The following is a 15,553-nucleotide window of genomic DNA, read 5'->3' as shown; positions in this document are numbered from 1 at the left end:
GCCTCCCTCACACCCACCCCGCGCCCTGCGAGATACGGATCGCGTCGATCCGGTTGCGGGCGCCGACCTTGCGGGTGGCCGACGCCATGTAGTTGCGCACCGTCCCGTTCGACAGGTGCAGGCCCCGCGCTATCTCCGCTATGGACTCGCCCTCCGCCGCCCGCGCCAGCACGCTCAGCTCGCGCGCCGTCAGCGGCATCCGGGAGGCCTCCAGGAAGCCGAAGGCGAGCGATTCGTCCACGAACCGCTCGCCCTCGGCGACCTTGCGGATCCCCCGCACCAGCCGGTGCGGGGAGCCGTGCTTGTCGACATAGCCCAGCGCGCGGGCCTCGAACGCCCTGCGCAGCGCTCCCGGCCGCCCCGCCGACGCCAGGACCAGCAGTGCCGTCCGGTCGCCGAGCACCTCCCGCTCCGTCCCCGAGGCACCGTCCAGCAGCGCCGCCGCGCCCGGACAGTCCAGGTCCACCACGCACACGTCCGGCCGTAATGACTCGGTGTGCCGGCTAGCGGTGCGCCAGCCGGCGGAGAACACGTCGAAGGCCCCCTCGGATCTCAGCAGCGCCACCAGCGCCGACCTCAGCAGACTGACACTGTGCAGGACCAGCACTCTGGTCATGTCCCATCCCCTCCCTGCCGTCAGCCCGGCCGATCACTCCGGGCTTACGTATGGTCACCCATGCGGCTTCCCCGAGTGGCGAACCTGGAACATCGCGCGCGGAACGCGCGGGGCGCGCGCCCCGCGCACAAGAGCGCCCCCTGTGCTGCCGTGCGCGCCGGTGTGCGCCGTGGCCCGGAGCGGTGGTCCCGTACCCGGGCGGTACGACGGGACCGGCCGCGTGGTGGGAAACGGCGCGTCGCCCGAGAATGGCTGGGTATGCGGTGGTCCTCCGCACGACGAGGAGGGTAGGACCCCATGACGTACACGCCCGGCCGGCCTCCGTCCGCCGAGGGGGAGACCGAGCTGCCCACGGTGCGCTCCCTCCGTGAACTCGGCGAGCTGGTCGAGCACGGCGGGCCGCTCTACGTCCGCTGGTCCCGGGGGCCCGCCCGCGACCTGGACTCCACGCGCAGCGTCGACGAACTGACGGGCATCCCCATGCCCGGCCTGTCGGCGAACCCGCTCCAGGTGGAGTCCTGGTGGGGCGACCGCTCGCTGCGGCTGTGGGTGGCGCGCCGGCTGTACGACTACTGCCACCTGCGCCGGGACCGGGACGGCGACGTCCGCCCCTGGCTGCTGCGCGGCCGGGAGGTGGGCCGCGGCCCGGACAACGAGCCGCTCGTGTGCGACATCGAACCGGTCTGCTGGATCGACCTGGCCGTGATCGAGGAGGCCGAGGCCGAGGTCGCCCGCCAGCGCCGCCCCTGGGGCCCCATGCGCCGCTGATCCCCCGGCGCCCCGGCCCCGCCCGCGGCTCGCGGCACCGGCGGGTCGGACGTCCCGGCTGACCCGGCGGAACCGGGGAAGAGGGGGATCATGCCGACAGTGAACGATCAGCCGCTCCAGCGGGCCCTCACCACGCCCCTGCTCTACTTCTTCATCCTCGGGGACGTCCTCGGCGCCGGGGTGTACGTCCTCATCGGCCAGGTCGCCGCCGACGCCGGGGGCGCCGTCTGGGTGCCCCTCACCGCGGCCCTCGCGCTGGCGCTGCTCACGGCGACGTCCTACGCCGAACTGGCCACGAAGTACCCCCGCGCCGGAGGCGCCTCGCACTACGCCACCCGCGCCTTCGGCCCCTTCGCCGGGTTCCTCGCGGGCTTCTGCATGCTGGCCGCCGGGGTCGTCTCGGTCGGCGCGCTCGCCCGGGGCTTCGCCGGCGAGTACCTCACCGCCTTCGTGTCCGCCCCCGTCGCCCTGGTCGCCGTCCTGTTCCTGGCGGCGCTCGCGCTGCTGAACGCCCGCGGCATCAAGGAGTCCACCCGGGCCAACGTCGTCGCGACGGTGATCGAGCTGGGCGGCCTGGCGATCGTCGTCGTCCTGGGTGCCTGGCTGCTGCTGCGGGGCGACGGCGACCCCGGCCGGCTCACCCGGCTGGGCACGGCCGAGCAGGGCGCGCTCCCGGCCGTGCTGAGCGGCGCGGTCCTGGCGTACTACTCCTTCGTCGGCTTCGAGACCTCCGTCAACGTCGCCGAGGAGACCCGCGACCCCCGGCGCTCCTACCCGCGCGCCCTCTTCGGCGCGCTGCTCACGGCGGGCGCGGTGTACGTCCTGGTCGGAGTGGCCGCCTCGGCCGCCGTGCCCACCGGGACGCTCGCGAGCTCCAGCGGGCCACTGCTGGAGGTGGTCAGGGCGGCGGGCGGCGTACCGGTGTGGCTGTTCAGCGCCATCGCGCTGGTCGCCGTCGCCAACGGCGCGCTGCTGACCGGCATCATGTCCTCCCGGCTGGCCTACGGGATGGCCCGGGACGGTCTGCTGCCCGCCGCGCTGACGAGGGTGCTGCCGGGGCGCCGCACCCCGTGGGTCGCGATCGCGGCCACCACCGCCCTGTCGATGCTCCTGGCCCTGACCGGGGGAGTGGCCACCCTCGCCGCCACCCTGGTGCTGCTGCTCCTGGTGGTGTTCTTCCTGGTCAACACGGCCGCGCTCGTCCTGCGCCGGGACCCGGGCACCGCCGGGCACTTCCGGGCGCCCACCGTGGTGCCGGTGCTGGGCGCGGCCTCCTGCGTCCTGCTGGCCACCCGGGTGGAGCCGGAGGTGTGGCTGCGCGGGCTGCTCGTGCTGGGCGCCGGCCTGGTGCTCGCGGCGGTGGCCGCCGCCCGGCGCGACACGGAGCGGGCCCCGGTCTGAGACGGCACGGAGCGGCTCCCGCGCGAGGAGCGTCCGGCCATCCGGCCCGGTGCCCCGTCCCGGGCGCCGGGCCCGCCGGGCCGCTCAGGTGTCGCGGGTGGCCGCCATCCCGATGGTCACCAGCCCGAGCACCACCCAGCCGAACCACAGCCAGCCGTTGCTGCCGAGCGCCACCGTGTACGCCGTCGTCAGCACCAGTGCTCCGAGGGTGAGCCCGCTCATCGTCTTCGTGGAACCGGACATGCGCGTCCTCCTCATGGCGGCCGTACCGCCATGGTCGCCCCACAGGGCGCCTCCGCGCTACCGCCCGCGCGCCTGCAACGAAGCCAGGTAGGCGTTGTACGCCTCCAGCTCCTGGTCCCCGTCGCGGTCGGCCGCCCGGTCCTTGCGGACCGCGTGGCGCTGCTCGGACCGGTACCACTGGTACACCAGCGCGATCAGCACCAGCACGGACGGGATCTCGCTGAACGCCCAGGCGATGCCGCCCGCCGCGTTCTGGTCGGCGAGGGCGTCGACGCCGAGCGACGCCGGCGGGTTCTCGTACGCCTTGACCATCGGCTCCGTGGCCATCATCAGCGCGATGCCGAAGAAGGCGTGGAACGGCATGCCCGCGAACAGCTCCAGCATCCGCATCACGTAGCCGGGCCGGTGCGGCCCCGGGTCCACGCCCATGATCGGCCAGAAGAACACCAGGCCGACGGCGAGGAAGTGCACCATCATCGCGATGTGGCCCGGCCTGGACCCCATCAGGAAGTCGAACAGCGGCGTGAAGTACAGGGCGTACAGGCTCGCGATGAACAGCGGGATCGTGAACACCGGGTGCGTGACGATCCGCATGTAGCGGCTGTGCAGCAGCGCCAGCAGCAGCTCGCGCGGCCCCTTGGCGCCGCGCCGGGACGCCACCGGGAGCGCCCGCAGCGCCAGGGTCACCGGCGCGCCGAGCAGCAGCAGGATCGGCGAGAGCATGCTGATCACCATGTGCTGCACCATGTGCACGCTGAACATGACCATGCCGTAGTCGTTCAGCGCCGTGCACATCACCAGGGCGACGGTCAGCACGCCGAGGACGAAGAAGACCGTCCGGCCGGCCGGCCAGGCGTCCCCGCGCCGGCGCAGCCGCGCCACGCCCCACCCGTACAGGCCCAGCGCCAGCAGACAGCCGACGAGGAAGAACGAGTCCGGCGAGAAGGCCAGGCCCCGCTCCAGGGTGAACGGCGGCAGATCCATGGGCATGTCGTGCGTACCGTGCCCGCTGTGATCCATCCGCGCGCTCCTGCTTCGTTTCGTGCTGGGTTGTCCGCTTGCGGGTCCAGACTAGAACCGCCCCCGATCGCGGCTGCGACCGGGGGCGGGTGGTTCAGCGCGGAGCGGAGGTCACAGCACGGTCTCGGCCTCGTCGTACCGCTCCGACGGCACCGTCTTGAGCGTCTCCACGGCCTGGGCCAGCGGCACCATGACGATGTCCGTGCCGCGCAGCGCGGTCAGCATGCCGAACTCGCCCCGGTGCGCCGCCTCCACCGCGTGCCAGCCGAACCGGGTCGCCAGCACCCGGTCGTACGCGGTGGGCGTGCCGCCCCGCTGGACGTGCCCGAGGATCACCGCGCGGGCCTCCTTGCCGAGCCGCCGCTCCAGCTCGCCGGCAAGCTGCTGGGCCACGCCGGCGAAGCGCTCGTGGCCGTAGATGTCCTTGCCGCCCTCGTTGAAGTCCATCGTGCCGGCGCGCGGCTTGGCACCCTCCGCGACCACGACGATCGCGAACTTCTTGCCCGCCTCGAAGCGCGCCCCGACCCGGGCCGTCAGCTCGTCGATGTCGAAGGGGCGCTCGGGGACCACGATGGCGTGCGCGCCGGCCGCCATGCCGGAGTGCAGCGCGATCCACCCGGTGTGGCGGCCCATGACCTCCACGATCAGCACCCGCTGGTGGGACTCGGCGGTGGTCTTCAGCCGGTCCAGCGCCTCCGTGGCGACCCCGACGGCGGTGTCGAAACCGAAGGTCACGTCGGTCGACGCGATGTCGTTGTCGATGGTCTTCGGCACGCCGACGATCGGCAGCCCCGCCTGGGAGAGGAGGTTCGCCGCCTTGAGGGTGCCCTCACCGCCGATCGGGATGATCGCGTCGAGACCGAGGTCGGCGACATGGCCCCGGGCCCGCTCGACGCCGTCGACCAGGTGGGCCGGCTGGACGCGGGAGGAGCCGAGGATCGTGCCGCCACGCGCCAGGATGCCGGCCACCGCGTCCAGGTCGAGCTTGCGGTAGTCGCACTCCAGGAGGCCCTTCCAGCCGTCGTGGAAACCGATGACCTCGTCGCCGTGGTCGACGACGGCGCGGTGCACGACGGAACGGATGACGGCGTTCAGACCGGGGCAGTCGCCGCCGGAGGTGAGCACACCAATGCGCATAGCCCGAGATACCTTTGCAACGTGGGCCGACTCCCGGACCACGTCGTCCGGTTGGATCCCCGCCACCCTACCGGCGTTGGGTGACGGGGCCGAAACGAGCGTCCGACTACTGGACGGTAGTCGTACGAACCGACAATTCCCCGGGAACGGCGGTCCGTCAGGCGGGCTGCGAGGCCGCCGCGATGCGCTCCGCGCGCAGCGCCTCGTACCACCGGTCGTCGGTCGGGGGCAGCGCGTTCACATCGAGGGCCAGCTTCAGCAGCAGGTCCGCGATCTGCGGATTGCGCGCCATGACCGGTCCGTGCATGTACGTCCCGAAAACGGTGTCGTTGTACGCGCCCTCCGTGCCGTCCCCGGTGCCGTTGCCGTTGCCGAAGACCGTCCGGGCGAAGGGCCGGGCCGTCGGACCGAGGTGCGTGACGCCCTGGTGGTTCTCGAACCCGGTGAGCTGGGGGAGGCCCAGCCGCGGGTCGATGTCCGCCAGCACGTCACCGACGCAGCGGGCCCCCTCGCCACGGGTGGAGATCACGTCGATCAGGCCGAGGCCGGGCTCCCGCTCCCCGAGGTCGTTGATGAACTCATGGCCCAGGATCTGGTAGCCGGCACATACCGAGAAGATGATGGCGCCGTTCTCGGCCGCGCGGTTCAGACCGCCGTCGCGGCGCAGCCGCTCCGCCGCCAGCCGCTGCGGACGGTCCTCACCGCCGCCGATCAGGTAGATGTCACCGGAGGTGGGGATGGGCTGGTCGCTGCGCACGTCCACCCGCTGCACGTCCAGGCCCCGCTGGCGGGCACGCCGCTCCACCACGAGGGCGTTGCCCTGGTCTCCGTACGTACTGAGCAGGTCCGGGTAGACCCACACGAGACGCAGACTGCTGTCGCTCATGCTCATGTCCTTAGAGGGGGTCAGTTGCCGACGCGGCGGCGGACGTCCTGGAACGCGGTGTAGTTGGCGATCAGCTCGATCCGCCCGGGCGGGGAGAGCTGCACCGCCTCGTCGACCGTCTCGCACACCCGGAAGTCCAGGCCCGCGACCTCCAGCCGCACCGCGAGGTCCAGCCGGCGGTCGCCGATCACCACGATGGGGTGCCCGGCCAGCCGCGTGTAGTCCACGTCCCAGAGCCAGGAGGTGTCCGTGCCGTCCGCGCCGCGGGCGTTGACGGACAGGATGACCGGCGTCGGCGGCGGGTCGATCAGGGAAAACGTTTCGAGCCAGCCCGCCGGGTTCTTCGCCAGCAGCAGCCGCAGGTCACGGCCCTGGAAGGAGACCACGTCATACCGGCCGGCCACCGCCTGCACCTGGTACATGCGCTCCAGCGCCACCTGCGGCGGCACGCCGAACACGGCGGCGACGGCGGCCGAGGTGGCGGCGTTCGCCCGGTTGGCGCGGCCCGGTAGCTGGAGGTGGATCGGCCAGGCCGAACCGTGCGGGTCCAGGACGTGCTCGCCGCTGAGCGCCCAGCTCGGGGCGGGCCGGCGGAAGCCGCACTCGCCGCAGAACCAGTCGTCGCCCGGGCGCTGCATCACACCGCCGCAGGCGGGGCACGACCAGGCGTCGTCCTTCCACTCCTGACCCGCCGCCACCCAGACGACGTTGGGGGAGGAGGACGCGGCCCACACGACGAGCGGGTCGTCGGCGTTGGCGATGACGACCGCCTTCGAGCCGGACAGGCCCTCGCGCCACTTCTCGGCGAGCATCCGGGTCTCGGCGGCGCGGTCGAGCTGGTCGCGGGAGAGGTTGAGCAGCGCGATCGCCTTGGGCGCCACGTCGCGTGCGACGCCGGCGAGGTACTTCTCGTCGACCTCGATCACGCCGTACTTGGCGTCCGAACCGCCCGCGAGGGCGGAGGTGATGCCCGCGGGCATGTTGGCGCCGAGGGCGTTCGAGACGACCGGGCCGCTGGCCCGCAGTGCCTCGGCGATCAGCCGGGTGGTGGTGGTCTTGCCGTTGGTCGCCGACACCAGGACGACGTCCAGATGCTGCGCGAGCCGCCCCAGCAGTTCGGGGTCGAGCTTGAGCGCCACCCGGCCGCCGATCACCGATCCGCTGCCGCGTCCCGCCGCGCGAGACACCGCCGCTGCGGCCTTGCCTGCCGTCACGGCCAGCTTGGCGCGCGGCGACAGGGGCTCAGGATTGCCAGGGTGTCCTGCCATCGTCCTTGTTCCTCCTAGCGTGGGTCCGGGCTCAGCCTATCGAGATCCGGCCGGGCGCCCGAACCGCGCCACCTGCTGGAACCCTCCGGCAGGGGTGGAACGTACGCTGGACGCCATGCGAAACCGGCCGATCCCCGGCAGTTCCGGCCATGTACGAGCCATGACCCTGCTCGGCGACCCGGTCCTGCACAGCCCCTGCGAGCCCGTCAGCGACTTCGGTCCGTCCCTGTCCCGGCTCATCGAGGACATGTTCGCGACGATGTACGCCGCCCAGGGGGTCGGTCTCGCGGCCAACCAGATAGGGGTCGCCTCGCGGGTCTTCGTCTACGACTGCCCCGACGACGAGGACGTCCGCCACCTCGGGCACATCGTCAACCCGCGCCTGGTGGAGGCGGACGGGGTGACGGTGCGCGGACCCGAGGGCTGTCTGTCCCTGCCGGGCCTGGAGGCGGGCACGGAACGCTTCGACCGCGCCGTGGTCGAGGGCGTCGACCTGCTGGGCGCGCCGGTGCGCGTCGAGGGGACGGGCTTCTTCGCCCGCTGCCTCCAGCACGAGTGCGACCACCTGGACGGCACGGTCTACACCGACCGCCTCACCGGCTGGCGCCGCACCCGCGCCCTGCGGGCGGCGCGTCGCGCCCCCTGGGCCCGGTCCGGCTGACGGGACGGAGCCGCGCGGCCGGGTCGTCCGGAAGCCGGGTGCGTCGGAGGCGGCCGGCTCGCGGGCCGGGGCGCCCGGAGGGCCGGGCCCTCGGCAGCGGGGCCCCGCGCGGCCGGTGCACCGTCAGAAGCCGGGGCCCTCCACCTTGTCGTCGACCCGCTCCAGCCGGCCCCACAGCAGATCGGCCAGGCCGCGTACCAACTCCTCGCGGGAGCAGGGGCGTTCGCCGAGCCACCAGTCGCCGGCCGCGTGCATCATGCCGACGATGCCGTGGCCCCAGACGCGGGCCAGCGCCTCGCTGCCCGGGCCCAGGTCGACGCGTTCGGCGATCACCCGGGCGAGCTCCTCGCCCATGCGCCGGAGGACGGGCGCCGAGTGCCGGCCTATGTCGAAGCCCTGCTCCGACTGCTGCCCCCCGCCCCCGCCGCCGTCCTCCGACGGGTGCATCAGGAACCGGTACACCTGCGGCCGCGCCTCGATGGCCGCCAGGTAGGTGTCGAGGGTCGCCTCCACCCGCTGCCGCCGGTCCGCGGGCGCGTCGAGCGCGGTGCGCAGGGCGGACAGCAGGGCGTCGGTGTGACGCTTGGCGAGCGCCCGGTACAGGCCGCCCTTGTCGCCGAAGTGGCGGTAGAGGATCGGCTTGGTGATCCCGGCCTCGGCGGCGATGGCGTTCATGGACGCCTGCGGTCCGTCGCGGAGGACCACGCGGTCGGCGGCCTCGAGCAGCTCGCGTCGCCGCTGGTCGGCCGACCGCTGCTGGTCGGTCCGGTGTGTGGTCTCCATAGCGTGTCTCCCCGCCCGTGCGATGTCCCTAAGACCCGCGCAACGTAACACTCACGCCGCGGGAGCCGCCGGTTGACAGCGGCTACTTACCGGTAACAGACTGCGGTTACCGCAAGTAACCGCCGGGAGGGAACATGGCCGAGTTCACCTTTGAACTCAACGACGACCAGCAGCAGGTCCGTGACTGGCTGCACGGATTCGCCAAGGACGTGATCCGCCCGGCCGCCTCCGAGTGGGACGAGCGCGAGGAGACCCCCTGGCCGGTCATCCAGGAGGCCGCCAAGGTCGGCATCTACTCCCTCGACTTCTACGCCCAGCAGTTCTTCGACCCCACCGGCCTCGGCATCCCCATGACCATGGAGGAGCTGTTCTGGGGCGACGCGGGCATCGCGCTGTCCATCGTCGGGACCGGCCTCGCCGCCGTCGGCGTCCTCGCCAACGGCACCGAGGAGCAGATCGGCACCTGGATACCGCAGATGTACGGCACCCCCGACGACGTCAAGGTGGCCGCCTTCTGCTCCTCCGAGCCCGACGCCGGCTCGGACGTCGCCGCCATGCGCACCCGCGCCGTGTACGACGCGGCCAAGGACGAGTGGGTCCTCAACGGCACCAAGACCTGGGCCACCAACGGCGGCATCGCGGGCGTCCACGTCGTCGTGGCCGTCGTCGACCCCGAGCTCGGCTCCAAGGGCCACGCCTCCTTCATCGTCCCGCCGAACACCCCCGGCCTGTCCCAGGGCCAGAAGTTCAAGAAGCACGGCATCCGCGCCTCCCACACCGCCGAGGTCGTCCTGGAGGACGTGCGCGTCCCCGGCTCCTGCCTGCTGGGCGGCAAGGAGAAGCTCGACGAGCGCCTCGCCCGCGCCCGCGAGAGGGCCAGGGCGGGCGGCGAACGCGTGAAGAACGCCGCCATGGCCACCTTCGAGGCGTCCCGCCCCGCCGTCGGCGCCATGGCCGTGGGCACCGCCCGCGCCGCGTACGAAGTGGCCCTGGACTACGCGAAGACGCGCGTCCAGTTCGGCCGCCCCATCATCGACAACCAGGGCGTCGCCTTCCAGCTCGCCGACATGCGCACCCAGATCGACGCGGCCCGGCTGCTGGTCTGGCGCGCCTCCTGGATGGCGACCGCCGGCAAGCCGTTCACCTCCGCCGAGGGCTCGATGTCCAAGCTCTACGCCAGCGAGGTCGCCAAGAAGGTCACGGCCCAGGCCGTCCAGATCCTCGGCGGCAACGGCTATACCCGCGAGTACCCGGTGGAGCGCATGCACCGCGACAGCGCCATCTACACCATCTTCGAGGGCACCAGCGAGGTCCAGCGCCTGGTCATCGCCCGCACCCTGGCGGGCATGCCGATCCGCTGAACCGGAGGCGGGGCGCCTCCCCCGTGAGAGGCGCCCCGCCCGTACCACCCGGACCGGTCACTTCACCGATCCGGCCATCACCCCCTGCACGAAGTGCCGCTGGAAGGCGAAGAAGACCACCACCGGCACGATCAGGGACAGGAAGGCGCCCGGCGCCAGCACGTCGATGTTGCTGCCGAACTGGCGCACCTGCGACTGGAGTTCCACGGTCAGCGGCTGGGCGGAGCTGTCGGCGAAGAGCAGCGCCACCAGCATGTCGTTCCACACCCACAGGAACTGGAAGATCGCCAGGCTCGCGATGGCCGGCCGTCCCACCGGCAGCACGAGCTGGGTGAAGATCCGCCACTCCCCGCCGCCGTCCATGCGGGCGGCCTCCAGCATCTCGCGCGGGATGTCGGCGAAGTAGTTGCGCAGCAGGAAGACGGCGAACGGCAGTCCGTAGGCGACGTGGAACAGCACCACGCCGGGGATGGTGCCGAACAGACCGAGCTGCCCGAAGAGCTTGGCGACCGGCAGCAGGCCCACCTGGACCGGGACCACCAGCAGCGCCACCACCAGCAGGAAGATCCAGTCCCGGCCGGGGAACTCCAGCCAGGCGAACGCGTACCCGGCGAGCGCGGCGATCACCACGACGAGGACGGTCGTCGGGACCGAGATCAGCACCGTGTTCCAGAACGCCCGGGTGATCCCCGCGTTGCCCAGCAGCGCCGAGTAGTTGTCGAAGGACAACTGCCCCGGGCTGGTGAGCGCGGTCCACCAGCCGCTCGCCGCGTTGTCGTTGGCCGAACGCATCGAGGACAGCAGCAGCCCGGCCACCGGGGTGATCCAGATCAGGCCGACCACCACGAGGAACGCCTGTACCAGGCCGTTGGCCAGCCAGCGGCGGAGCCGGCCGCCCGGATGCCGGGCGGGTGCCGGCCGGACCGGCGGGGGAGGAGGGGTGGACGGTTCCGAGGGGGGTGCGGTGACGGTCGCGCTCATGACTGGCTCCTGCGGAAGCGGCGGACGTTGAACACCATGGCGGGGATGACCAGCAGCAGGAGCAGCACGCCGAGCGCACTGCCCAGCCCCTGGTTGTTGCCGCCGCCGAAGGAGACGAGCCACATCTGGGTGGCGAGGACGGTGGCGTCCTCCTGCACCGGGCCCGGGGCGATGATGTAGATGAGGTCGAAGACCTTCATCACGTTGATCACCAGCGTCACGAACACCACCGTCAGCACCGGCGCCAGCAGCGGCACGGTGATCCGGCGGAACACCTGCCACTCGCTCGCCCCGTCCATCCGGGCCGCCTCCAGCGCGTCGCGCGGCAGCGACGACAGCCCGGCGCCGACGAGCACCATGGCGAAGCCGGTCCAGATCCACAGGTAGGCGCCGATGATCGCCGGAGTGACCAGCGCCGGTCCCAGCCAGGAGACGCCCTCGTAGGGCGGGGCGAAGTTCGCGGCGGGCAGCTTGACCGTGTACGTGCCCGACGCCTCCAGCCCGGTCAGGCGGAAGGAGCCGTCGGCCGCGGTCGTCGCCGTGGCGGCGGTGCTCCCGTCCCGTACGGCTTCCACCGTCAGGCCAGGCAGGCCGCGTTCGGCGGGGTCGATCTCGCCCGGCCGCCCTCCGCCGCCGGGGGTGAAGTCCAGGTAGACCACGCCCCGCAGCTCGTTCGCGGCCGCCTTCGCCGGGGACGCCGGCTCGGCGTCGGCGGGCATCTCCTTGGGCGGCACGCCCACCAGTCCCAGGTTCACCGTGCCGCCGGCCGGGACGGCCTCGGCGGTGCCGTACGAACCGTCCGGGGCCTTCCGGACGCCTTGGTCCTCCCGGGGACGGGCGGCGGGGTAGGAGGACGACCCGGCGACCGCGTCGTGCACGCCGACGACGGCCGCGTTGAGCACGCCCTTGTCGGGGTCCTCCTCGTAGGCGAGCCGGAAGATGATGCCCGCCGCCAGGAAGGAGACGGCCATCGGCATGAACAGCAGCAGCTTGAACGCGGTGGCCCAGCGGACCTTCTCCACCAGCACGGCGAGGATCAGCCCGAGCCCGGTGAGCAGCGTCGGGGCGACCACCACCCAGATGGCGCTGTTGCGGATGGCGGTCAGGGTCGCGGGGTCGCGGAACATCTCCGCGTAGTTCTCCCCGCCGACGAACCGGGTGCCGGCCGCGTCGAAGAAGCTGCGGCCGACGGAGAACAGGACGGGGTAGACGACCAGCGCGCCCAGGAGCAGCAGCGCCGGCAGGACGAAGGCCACGGCGATGGTCCGCCGGCGGCGCTGGGCGCGCCGCCGGGGACTCGCGGCCCCCACGGGAGTGGTGAGGGTGGTCATGGTCGTCAGCCCTTGTACGCCTTGGCCGCCGCGGCTTCGAGCGCCGCCGCGGTGGCCGCCGGGTTCGACGGGTCGCGCAGGAAGTCCTGGAGAAGCTTCCACTCGCCGACGCCCTTGGTGCCGCCGAAGGAGGCCGGTGCCTGGTCCGACATGTCGAAGCGCACCGAATCCCCGGCGTCGATGAGCGACTTGGCCGTCTTGCGCACGGTGTCGTCACCGTAGGAGGCGAGGTCCAGCTTCTTGTTGGGGGACAGGAATCCGCCCGCCTCCGCCCACACGGCCGCCGCCTCGGGCGTCGCCAGGTAGTCCAGGAACGCCTCCGCGGCCTTCTGGTTCTTGCCGTCCTTCAGGACGACGGCCGCGTCACCGCCGCTGACCACGGGGGCCGTGCCGCCGGTGACCGCCGGGAAGGGGAAGAAGGTGGCGTCCTGGCCGATCTTCTTCCCGAACTGGTCCTTGGCTATCCCGGCGACGAAGTCGCCCTCGTACACCATGCCGGCCTCGGGGTCGGGGCCGAAGACCTTCTCGACGGAGCCGGGGAAGTCGGTGCTCAGCGCGCCCTTCTGGCCGCCCGCGATCAGCTTCTTGTCGGAGAACAGCTTGCCGAGGGTGGTCAGGGCCTTCACCACGGTGGGGTCGGTCCACGGGATCTCGTGCCGGGCGAGCTTGTCGTACTTCTCGGGACCGGCCTGGGAGAGGTAGATGTTCTCGAACCAGTCGGTGAGGGTCCAGCCGTCCTCACCGGCGACCGCGAAGGCCGGCAGGCCGGAGTCGGAGACGGCCTGCGCGTTCTTGAGCATCTCCTCGTACGTCTTCGGCGGCTTGACGCCCGCCTGCTCGAACGCCTCCGGGCTGTACCAGACGGTCGACTTGTGGGCGGCCTTGAAGTACAGGCCGTACAGCTTGCCGTCGACCGAGCCGTACGACGCCCAGACGGGGGCGAAGTTGGTGCCGACCGTCTTCACGGTGCTGTCGGGGAGCGGCTTGAGCCAGCCCTTCTTCGCGAACTGCTGGAGCACACCGACCTGGGGGACCATCACCACGTCCGGCGCGTTGCCGCCCTCGATCTTGCTCCCGACGACCGTGGAGACGTTGTCACCGGTCGACGTGAACCGGGTCTTGGCCCCGGTCTTCTCGGTGAAGGCGTCCAGCACCTTCTGGAAGTTCTTCTGCTCGGCGCCCGACCACACACCGGCCACGTTCAGCGTCTGGCCGCCGAGCGCCTTGTCGCCGCCGCCCGCGCTCACCGGGTCGCCGCCGCAGGCGGTCGCCCCGAGGGCCAGGGTCAGCGCCGAACAGCACGCCATCGCCATCCGTCGTCGCGTCATCATCGTGATACCTCCGAGGTGGTGTGGTCACCGGTCCACCAGGCGGCGGTGGAACCGGGCAGTACGCCGGCCGGGCAAGGGCCGCTGGACAGCAGGGGGGCGCCGGAGACCGGTGCGGGCACCGGGTCGGCGGTGAAGTTCACGGCGCAGACGAGTCCGTCGCCGCGTTCGAAGGCCAGGACACCGGGCGGCGACTCCAGCCACCGCATCGTGCCCTCGCCCAACTGCGGCAGGCCGCGCCGCAGTTGCAGCCCGTCGCGGTACAGGTGCCAGAAAGAGCGGGTGTCGGCGAGCGCCCGGTCGGTGGCGTGCTCGGCGAACCAGCCGGGCTGCGGCAGCCACGGCTTGGCGCTCTCGGCGCCGGTGCTGAACCCGAACGGCGAGGCGTGCCCCGACCACGGCAGCGGGACGCGGCAGCCGTCCCGGATGCGGGCCCGGCTGCCGGTGCGCCGGAAGATCGGGTCGGTGAGGACCTCGTCCGGCAGGTCCACGACCTCCGGCAGGCCCAGTTCCTCGCCCTGGTAGATGTACGCGGCGCCGGGCAGCGCCAGCATCAGCAGCGCGGCGGCCCGGGCCCGCGCGGCGCCCAGGCCGCTGCCCTCGGTGCCGGACTCGCCGTAGCGGGTCACCGTGCGCACCTGGTCGTGGTTGTTGAGCACCCAGGTCACGGTGGAACCGGTGCCGGCGATGTCCCGGACGGCCTCGTCGATCACCGTACGGAAGGCGGCGGCGTCCCAGGGGGCGCTGAGCAGGTCGAAGAAGAACGCCTGGTGCAGTTCGTCGGGGCGGACGTACTTGGCGTGCTCCCGGGCGGTCGGTACGGAGACCTCGCCGACCAGCAGCCGCTCGCGGCCGTCGCGGGCCGTGTACTCCTCGCACACCGCGCGCCAGTGCCGCCACACGTCGTGCACCTCGGGCTGGTTCCAGGCGAGCGGGTTGACCGAGTCGCGGGTGCGGGCGTCGGCCTCGGGGTCGGGGGAGTCGGGCAGGTCGGGGTGCTTGTACAGGCCCGCCGCCACGTCGATCCGGAAGCCGTCGACGCCCCGGTCCAGCCAGAACCGCAGGACGTGGTCGAAGTGGGCGGCCACCTCGGGGTTGCGCCAGTTCAGGTCGGGCTGCTCTGGGGTGAACATGTGCAGGTACCACTGGCCGGGCGTGCCGTCCTGCTCGGTCACCCGGCTCCAGGCGGGTCCGCCGAACATGGCGTGCCAGTTGTTGGGCGGCACGTCCCCGCCCGGGCCGCGGCCCTCGGCGAAGTGGAACCGGGCGCGGGCCTCGCTGCCGGGGGCGGCGGCGAGCGCCTCGCGGAACCAGGCGTGCTCGCTGGAGCAGTGGTTGGGGACGATGTCCAGCAGCACCTTGATGCCGAGCCGGTGGGCGTCTCCCACCAGCCGGCCGAACTCGTCGAGGTCGCCGAAGACGGGGTCCACGTCGCAGTAGTCGGCGACGTCGTAGCCGTGGTCGGCCTGCGGGGACGGGTAGAAGGGGCTCAGCCATATGCCGTCGACGCCGAGCTTCTTCAGGTACGGGAGTCCGGCGCGGACCCCGGCGAGGTCGCCGATGCCGTCGCCGGTGCTGTCCAGGAAGCTGCGGACGTACACCTGGTAGATCACCGCGTCGCGCCACCAGGGGTGGGCCGTGCGGTGCGTGAGGTGCTGCGAGAGGCCGTCGTCGGCCGGAGCGGTGAGCATCACCCGTTGACCTGTTTCTTCGTGAAGGGGTGCGCGCCATCCAGAGCGGGTAGCGGTTATGCATGCATGTTAAGTAGC

The 15,553-nt window shown here is 72.3% G+C and carries 15 protein-coding genes; 4 read left to right on the top strand and 11 right to left on the bottom strand.

Annotated features, from left to right (window positions below):
• Nucleotides 1–7 precede the first annotated feature (7 nt).
• Nucleotides 8–616, bottom strand: coding sequence for a response regulator transcription factor (locus tag ACZ7LK_RS16705; RefSeq protein ID WP_392273388.1), 609 nt, complete (start codon nt 614–616; stop codon nt 8–10).
• 297 nt (nt 617–913) lie between these two features.
• On the opposite strand from ACZ7LK_RS16705, the gene ACZ7LK_RS16700 reads away from it, so the two are divergent.
• Both ACZ7LK_RS16700 and ACZ7LK_RS16695 read left to right on the top strand, forming a co-directional pair.
• Complete coding sequence (locus tag ACZ7LK_RS16700; RefSeq protein ID WP_392273389.1) at nt 914–1,384, top strand: DUF6098 family protein; 471 nt, start codon at nt 914–916, stop codon at nt 1,382–1,384.
• A 99-nt stretch (nt 1,385–1,483) separates the two neighbouring features.
• Nucleotides 1,484–2,785 carry an APC family permease gene (locus ACZ7LK_RS16695; protein WP_392273390.1) on the top strand — a complete coding sequence of 434 codons (1,302 nt, stop codon included), beginning with the start codon at nt 1,484–1,486 and terminating at the stop codon, nt 2,783–2,785.
• A gap of 84 nt (nt 2,786–2,869) precedes the next feature.
• On the opposite strand, the gene ACZ7LK_RS16690 is transcribed toward ACZ7LK_RS16695, so the two are convergent.
• The 5 genes from ACZ7LK_RS16690 to ACZ7LK_RS16670 all read right to left on the bottom strand — a co-directional run bounded on the left by ACZ7LK_RS16690 (nt 2,870) and on the right by ACZ7LK_RS16670 (nt 7,339).
• On the bottom strand, nt 2,870–3,028 hold the full coding sequence (locus tag ACZ7LK_RS16690) for a hypothetical protein (protein WP_392273391.1): 159 nt from the start codon (nt 3,026–3,028) through the stop codon (nt 2,870–2,872).
• A 57-nt stretch (nt 3,029–3,085) separates the two neighbouring features.
• Nucleotides 3,086–4,048: a cytochrome c oxidase assembly protein gene (locus ACZ7LK_RS16685; protein WP_392273392.1), complete on the bottom strand. Its 963-nt coding sequence runs from the start codon at nt 4,046–4,048 to the stop codon at nt 3,086–3,088.
• A 111-nt stretch (nt 4,049–4,159) separates the two neighbouring features.
• Entirely contained in the window at nt 4,160–5,185 is a 1,026-nt protein-coding gene (locus tag ACZ7LK_RS16680; protein WP_392273393.1) for a 6-phosphofructokinase, read from the bottom strand.
• 157 nt (nt 5,186–5,342) lie between these two features.
• The gene (locus ACZ7LK_RS16675) at nt 5,343–6,071 is read right to left on the bottom strand and encodes a type 1 glutamine amidotransferase (RefSeq protein ID WP_064067135.1); all 729 of its coding nucleotides are present in this window, start codon (nt 6,069–6,071) and stop codon (nt 5,343–5,345) included.
• A 20-nt stretch (nt 6,072–6,091) separates the two neighbouring features.
• Entirely contained in the window at nt 6,092–7,339 is a 1,248-nt protein-coding gene (locus tag ACZ7LK_RS16670; RefSeq protein WP_126887077.1) for a Mur ligase family protein, read from the bottom strand.
• A 115-nt stretch (nt 7,340–7,454) separates the two neighbouring features.
• On the opposite strand from ACZ7LK_RS16670, the gene def reads away from it, so the two are divergent.
• Nucleotides 7,455–8,000, top strand: a complete 546-nt coding sequence (gene def, locus ACZ7LK_RS16665; RefSeq protein WP_392273394.1) for a peptide deformylase — start codon at nt 7,455–7,457, stop codon at nt 7,998–8,000.
• Between the two features lie 123 nt (nt 8,001–8,123).
• Here def and ACZ7LK_RS16660 read toward each other — a convergent pair whose 3' ends face one another.
• Entirely contained in the window at nt 8,124–8,783 is a 660-nt protein-coding gene (locus tag ACZ7LK_RS16660; protein ID WP_392273395.1) for a TetR/AcrR family transcriptional regulator, read from the bottom strand.
• A 134-nt stretch (nt 8,784–8,917) separates the two neighbouring features.
• Here ACZ7LK_RS16660 and ACZ7LK_RS16655 point away from each other — a divergent pair, with 134 nt between their 5' ends.
• A complete protein-coding gene (locus ACZ7LK_RS16655; protein WP_392273396.1) occupies nt 8,918–10,144 on the top strand; it encodes an acyl-CoA dehydrogenase family protein in 1,227 nt (408 codons plus the stop codon).
• Nucleotides 10,145–10,201: 57 nt separating this feature from the next.
• Here ACZ7LK_RS16655 and ACZ7LK_RS16650 read toward each other — a convergent pair whose 3' ends face one another.
• The 4 genes from ACZ7LK_RS16650 to ACZ7LK_RS16635 are packed head-to-tail and all read right to left on the bottom strand — an operon-like array spanning nt 10,202 to nt 15,475.
• Nucleotides 10,202–11,125 (bottom strand): carbohydrate ABC transporter permease, encoded by a 924-nt coding sequence (locus ACZ7LK_RS16650; RefSeq protein WP_392273397.1) that lies wholly within the window; start codon nt 11,123–11,125, stop codon nt 10,202–10,204.
• Entirely contained in the window at nt 11,122–12,456 is a 1,335-nt protein-coding gene (locus tag ACZ7LK_RS16645; protein WP_392273398.1) for a carbohydrate ABC transporter permease, read from the bottom strand. Before ACZ7LK_RS16645 ends, ACZ7LK_RS16650 begins: the two co-directional genes overlap by 4 nt.
• Nucleotides 12,457–12,461: 5 nt before the next feature.
• Nucleotides 12,462–13,787, bottom strand: coding sequence for an ABC transporter substrate-binding protein (locus ACZ7LK_RS16640; protein ID WP_392273399.1), 1,326 nt, complete (start codon nt 13,785–13,787; stop codon nt 12,462–12,464).
• Entirely contained in the window at nt 13,784–15,475 is a 1,692-nt protein-coding gene (locus tag ACZ7LK_RS16635; RefSeq protein WP_469462629.1) for a glycoside hydrolase family 13 protein, read from the bottom strand. The genes ACZ7LK_RS16640 and ACZ7LK_RS16635 overlap by 4 nt, the downstream gene beginning before the upstream one ends.
• Nucleotides 15,476–15,553 lie beyond the last annotated feature (78 nt).

The organism is Streptomyces sp. NPDC039423 (assembly GCF_055598725.1).
The sequence above is the reverse complement of the archived record's forward strand: the minus strand, read 5'-3'. Positions and strand labels throughout refer to the sequence as shown.

Coding starts and splice junctions, on each gene's coding strand:
- ACZ7LK_RS16680 (WP_392273393.1), bottom strand. CDS start 5,185: ATGCGCATTGGTGTGCTCACCTCCGGCGGCGACTGCCCCGGTCTGAAC.
- ACZ7LK_RS16635 (WP_469462629.1), bottom strand. CDS start 15,475: ATGCTCACCGCTCCGGCCGACGACGGCCTCTCGCAGCACCTCACGCAC.
- ACZ7LK_RS16700 (WP_392273389.1), top strand. CDS start 914: ATGACGTACACGCCCGGCCGGCCTCCGTCCGCCGAGGGGGAGACCGAG.
- ACZ7LK_RS16675 (WP_064067135.1), bottom strand. CDS start 6,071: ATGAGCGACAGCAGTCTGCGTCTCGTGTGGGTCTACCCGGACCTGCTC.
- ACZ7LK_RS16705 (WP_392273388.1), bottom strand. CDS start 616: ATGACCAGAGTGCTGGTCCTGCACAGTGTCAGTCTGCTGAGGTCGGCG.
- ACZ7LK_RS16645 (WP_392273398.1), bottom strand. CDS start 12,456: ATGACCACCCTCACCACTCCCGTGGGGGCCGCGAGTCCCCGGCGGCGC.
- ACZ7LK_RS16660 (WP_392273395.1), bottom strand. CDS start 8,783: ATGGAGACCACACACCGGACCGACCAGCAGCGGTCGGCCGACCAGCGG.
- ACZ7LK_RS16685 (WP_392273392.1), bottom strand. CDS start 4,048: ATGGATCACAGCGGGCACGGTACGCACGACATGCCCATGGATCTGCCG.
- ACZ7LK_RS16690 (WP_392273391.1), bottom strand. CDS start 3,028: ATGTCCGGTTCCACGAAGACGATGAGCGGGCTCACCCTCGGAGCACTG.
- ACZ7LK_RS16640 (WP_392273399.1), bottom strand. CDS start 13,787: ATGATGACGCGACGACGGATGGCGATGGCGTGCTGTTCGGCGCTGACC.
- ACZ7LK_RS16670 (WP_126887077.1), bottom strand. CDS start 7,339: ATGGCAGGACACCCTGGCAATCCTGAGCCCCTGTCGCCGCGCGCCAAG.
- ACZ7LK_RS16655 (WP_392273396.1), top strand. CDS start 8,918: ATGGCCGAGTTCACCTTTGAACTCAACGACGACCAGCAGCAGGTCCGT.
- ACZ7LK_RS16650 (WP_392273397.1), bottom strand. CDS start 11,125: ATGAGCGCGACCGTCACCGCACCCCCCTCGGAACCGTCCACCCCTCCT.
- def (WP_392273394.1), top strand. CDS start 7,455: ATGCGAAACCGGCCGATCCCCGGCAGTTCCGGCCATGTACGAGCCATG.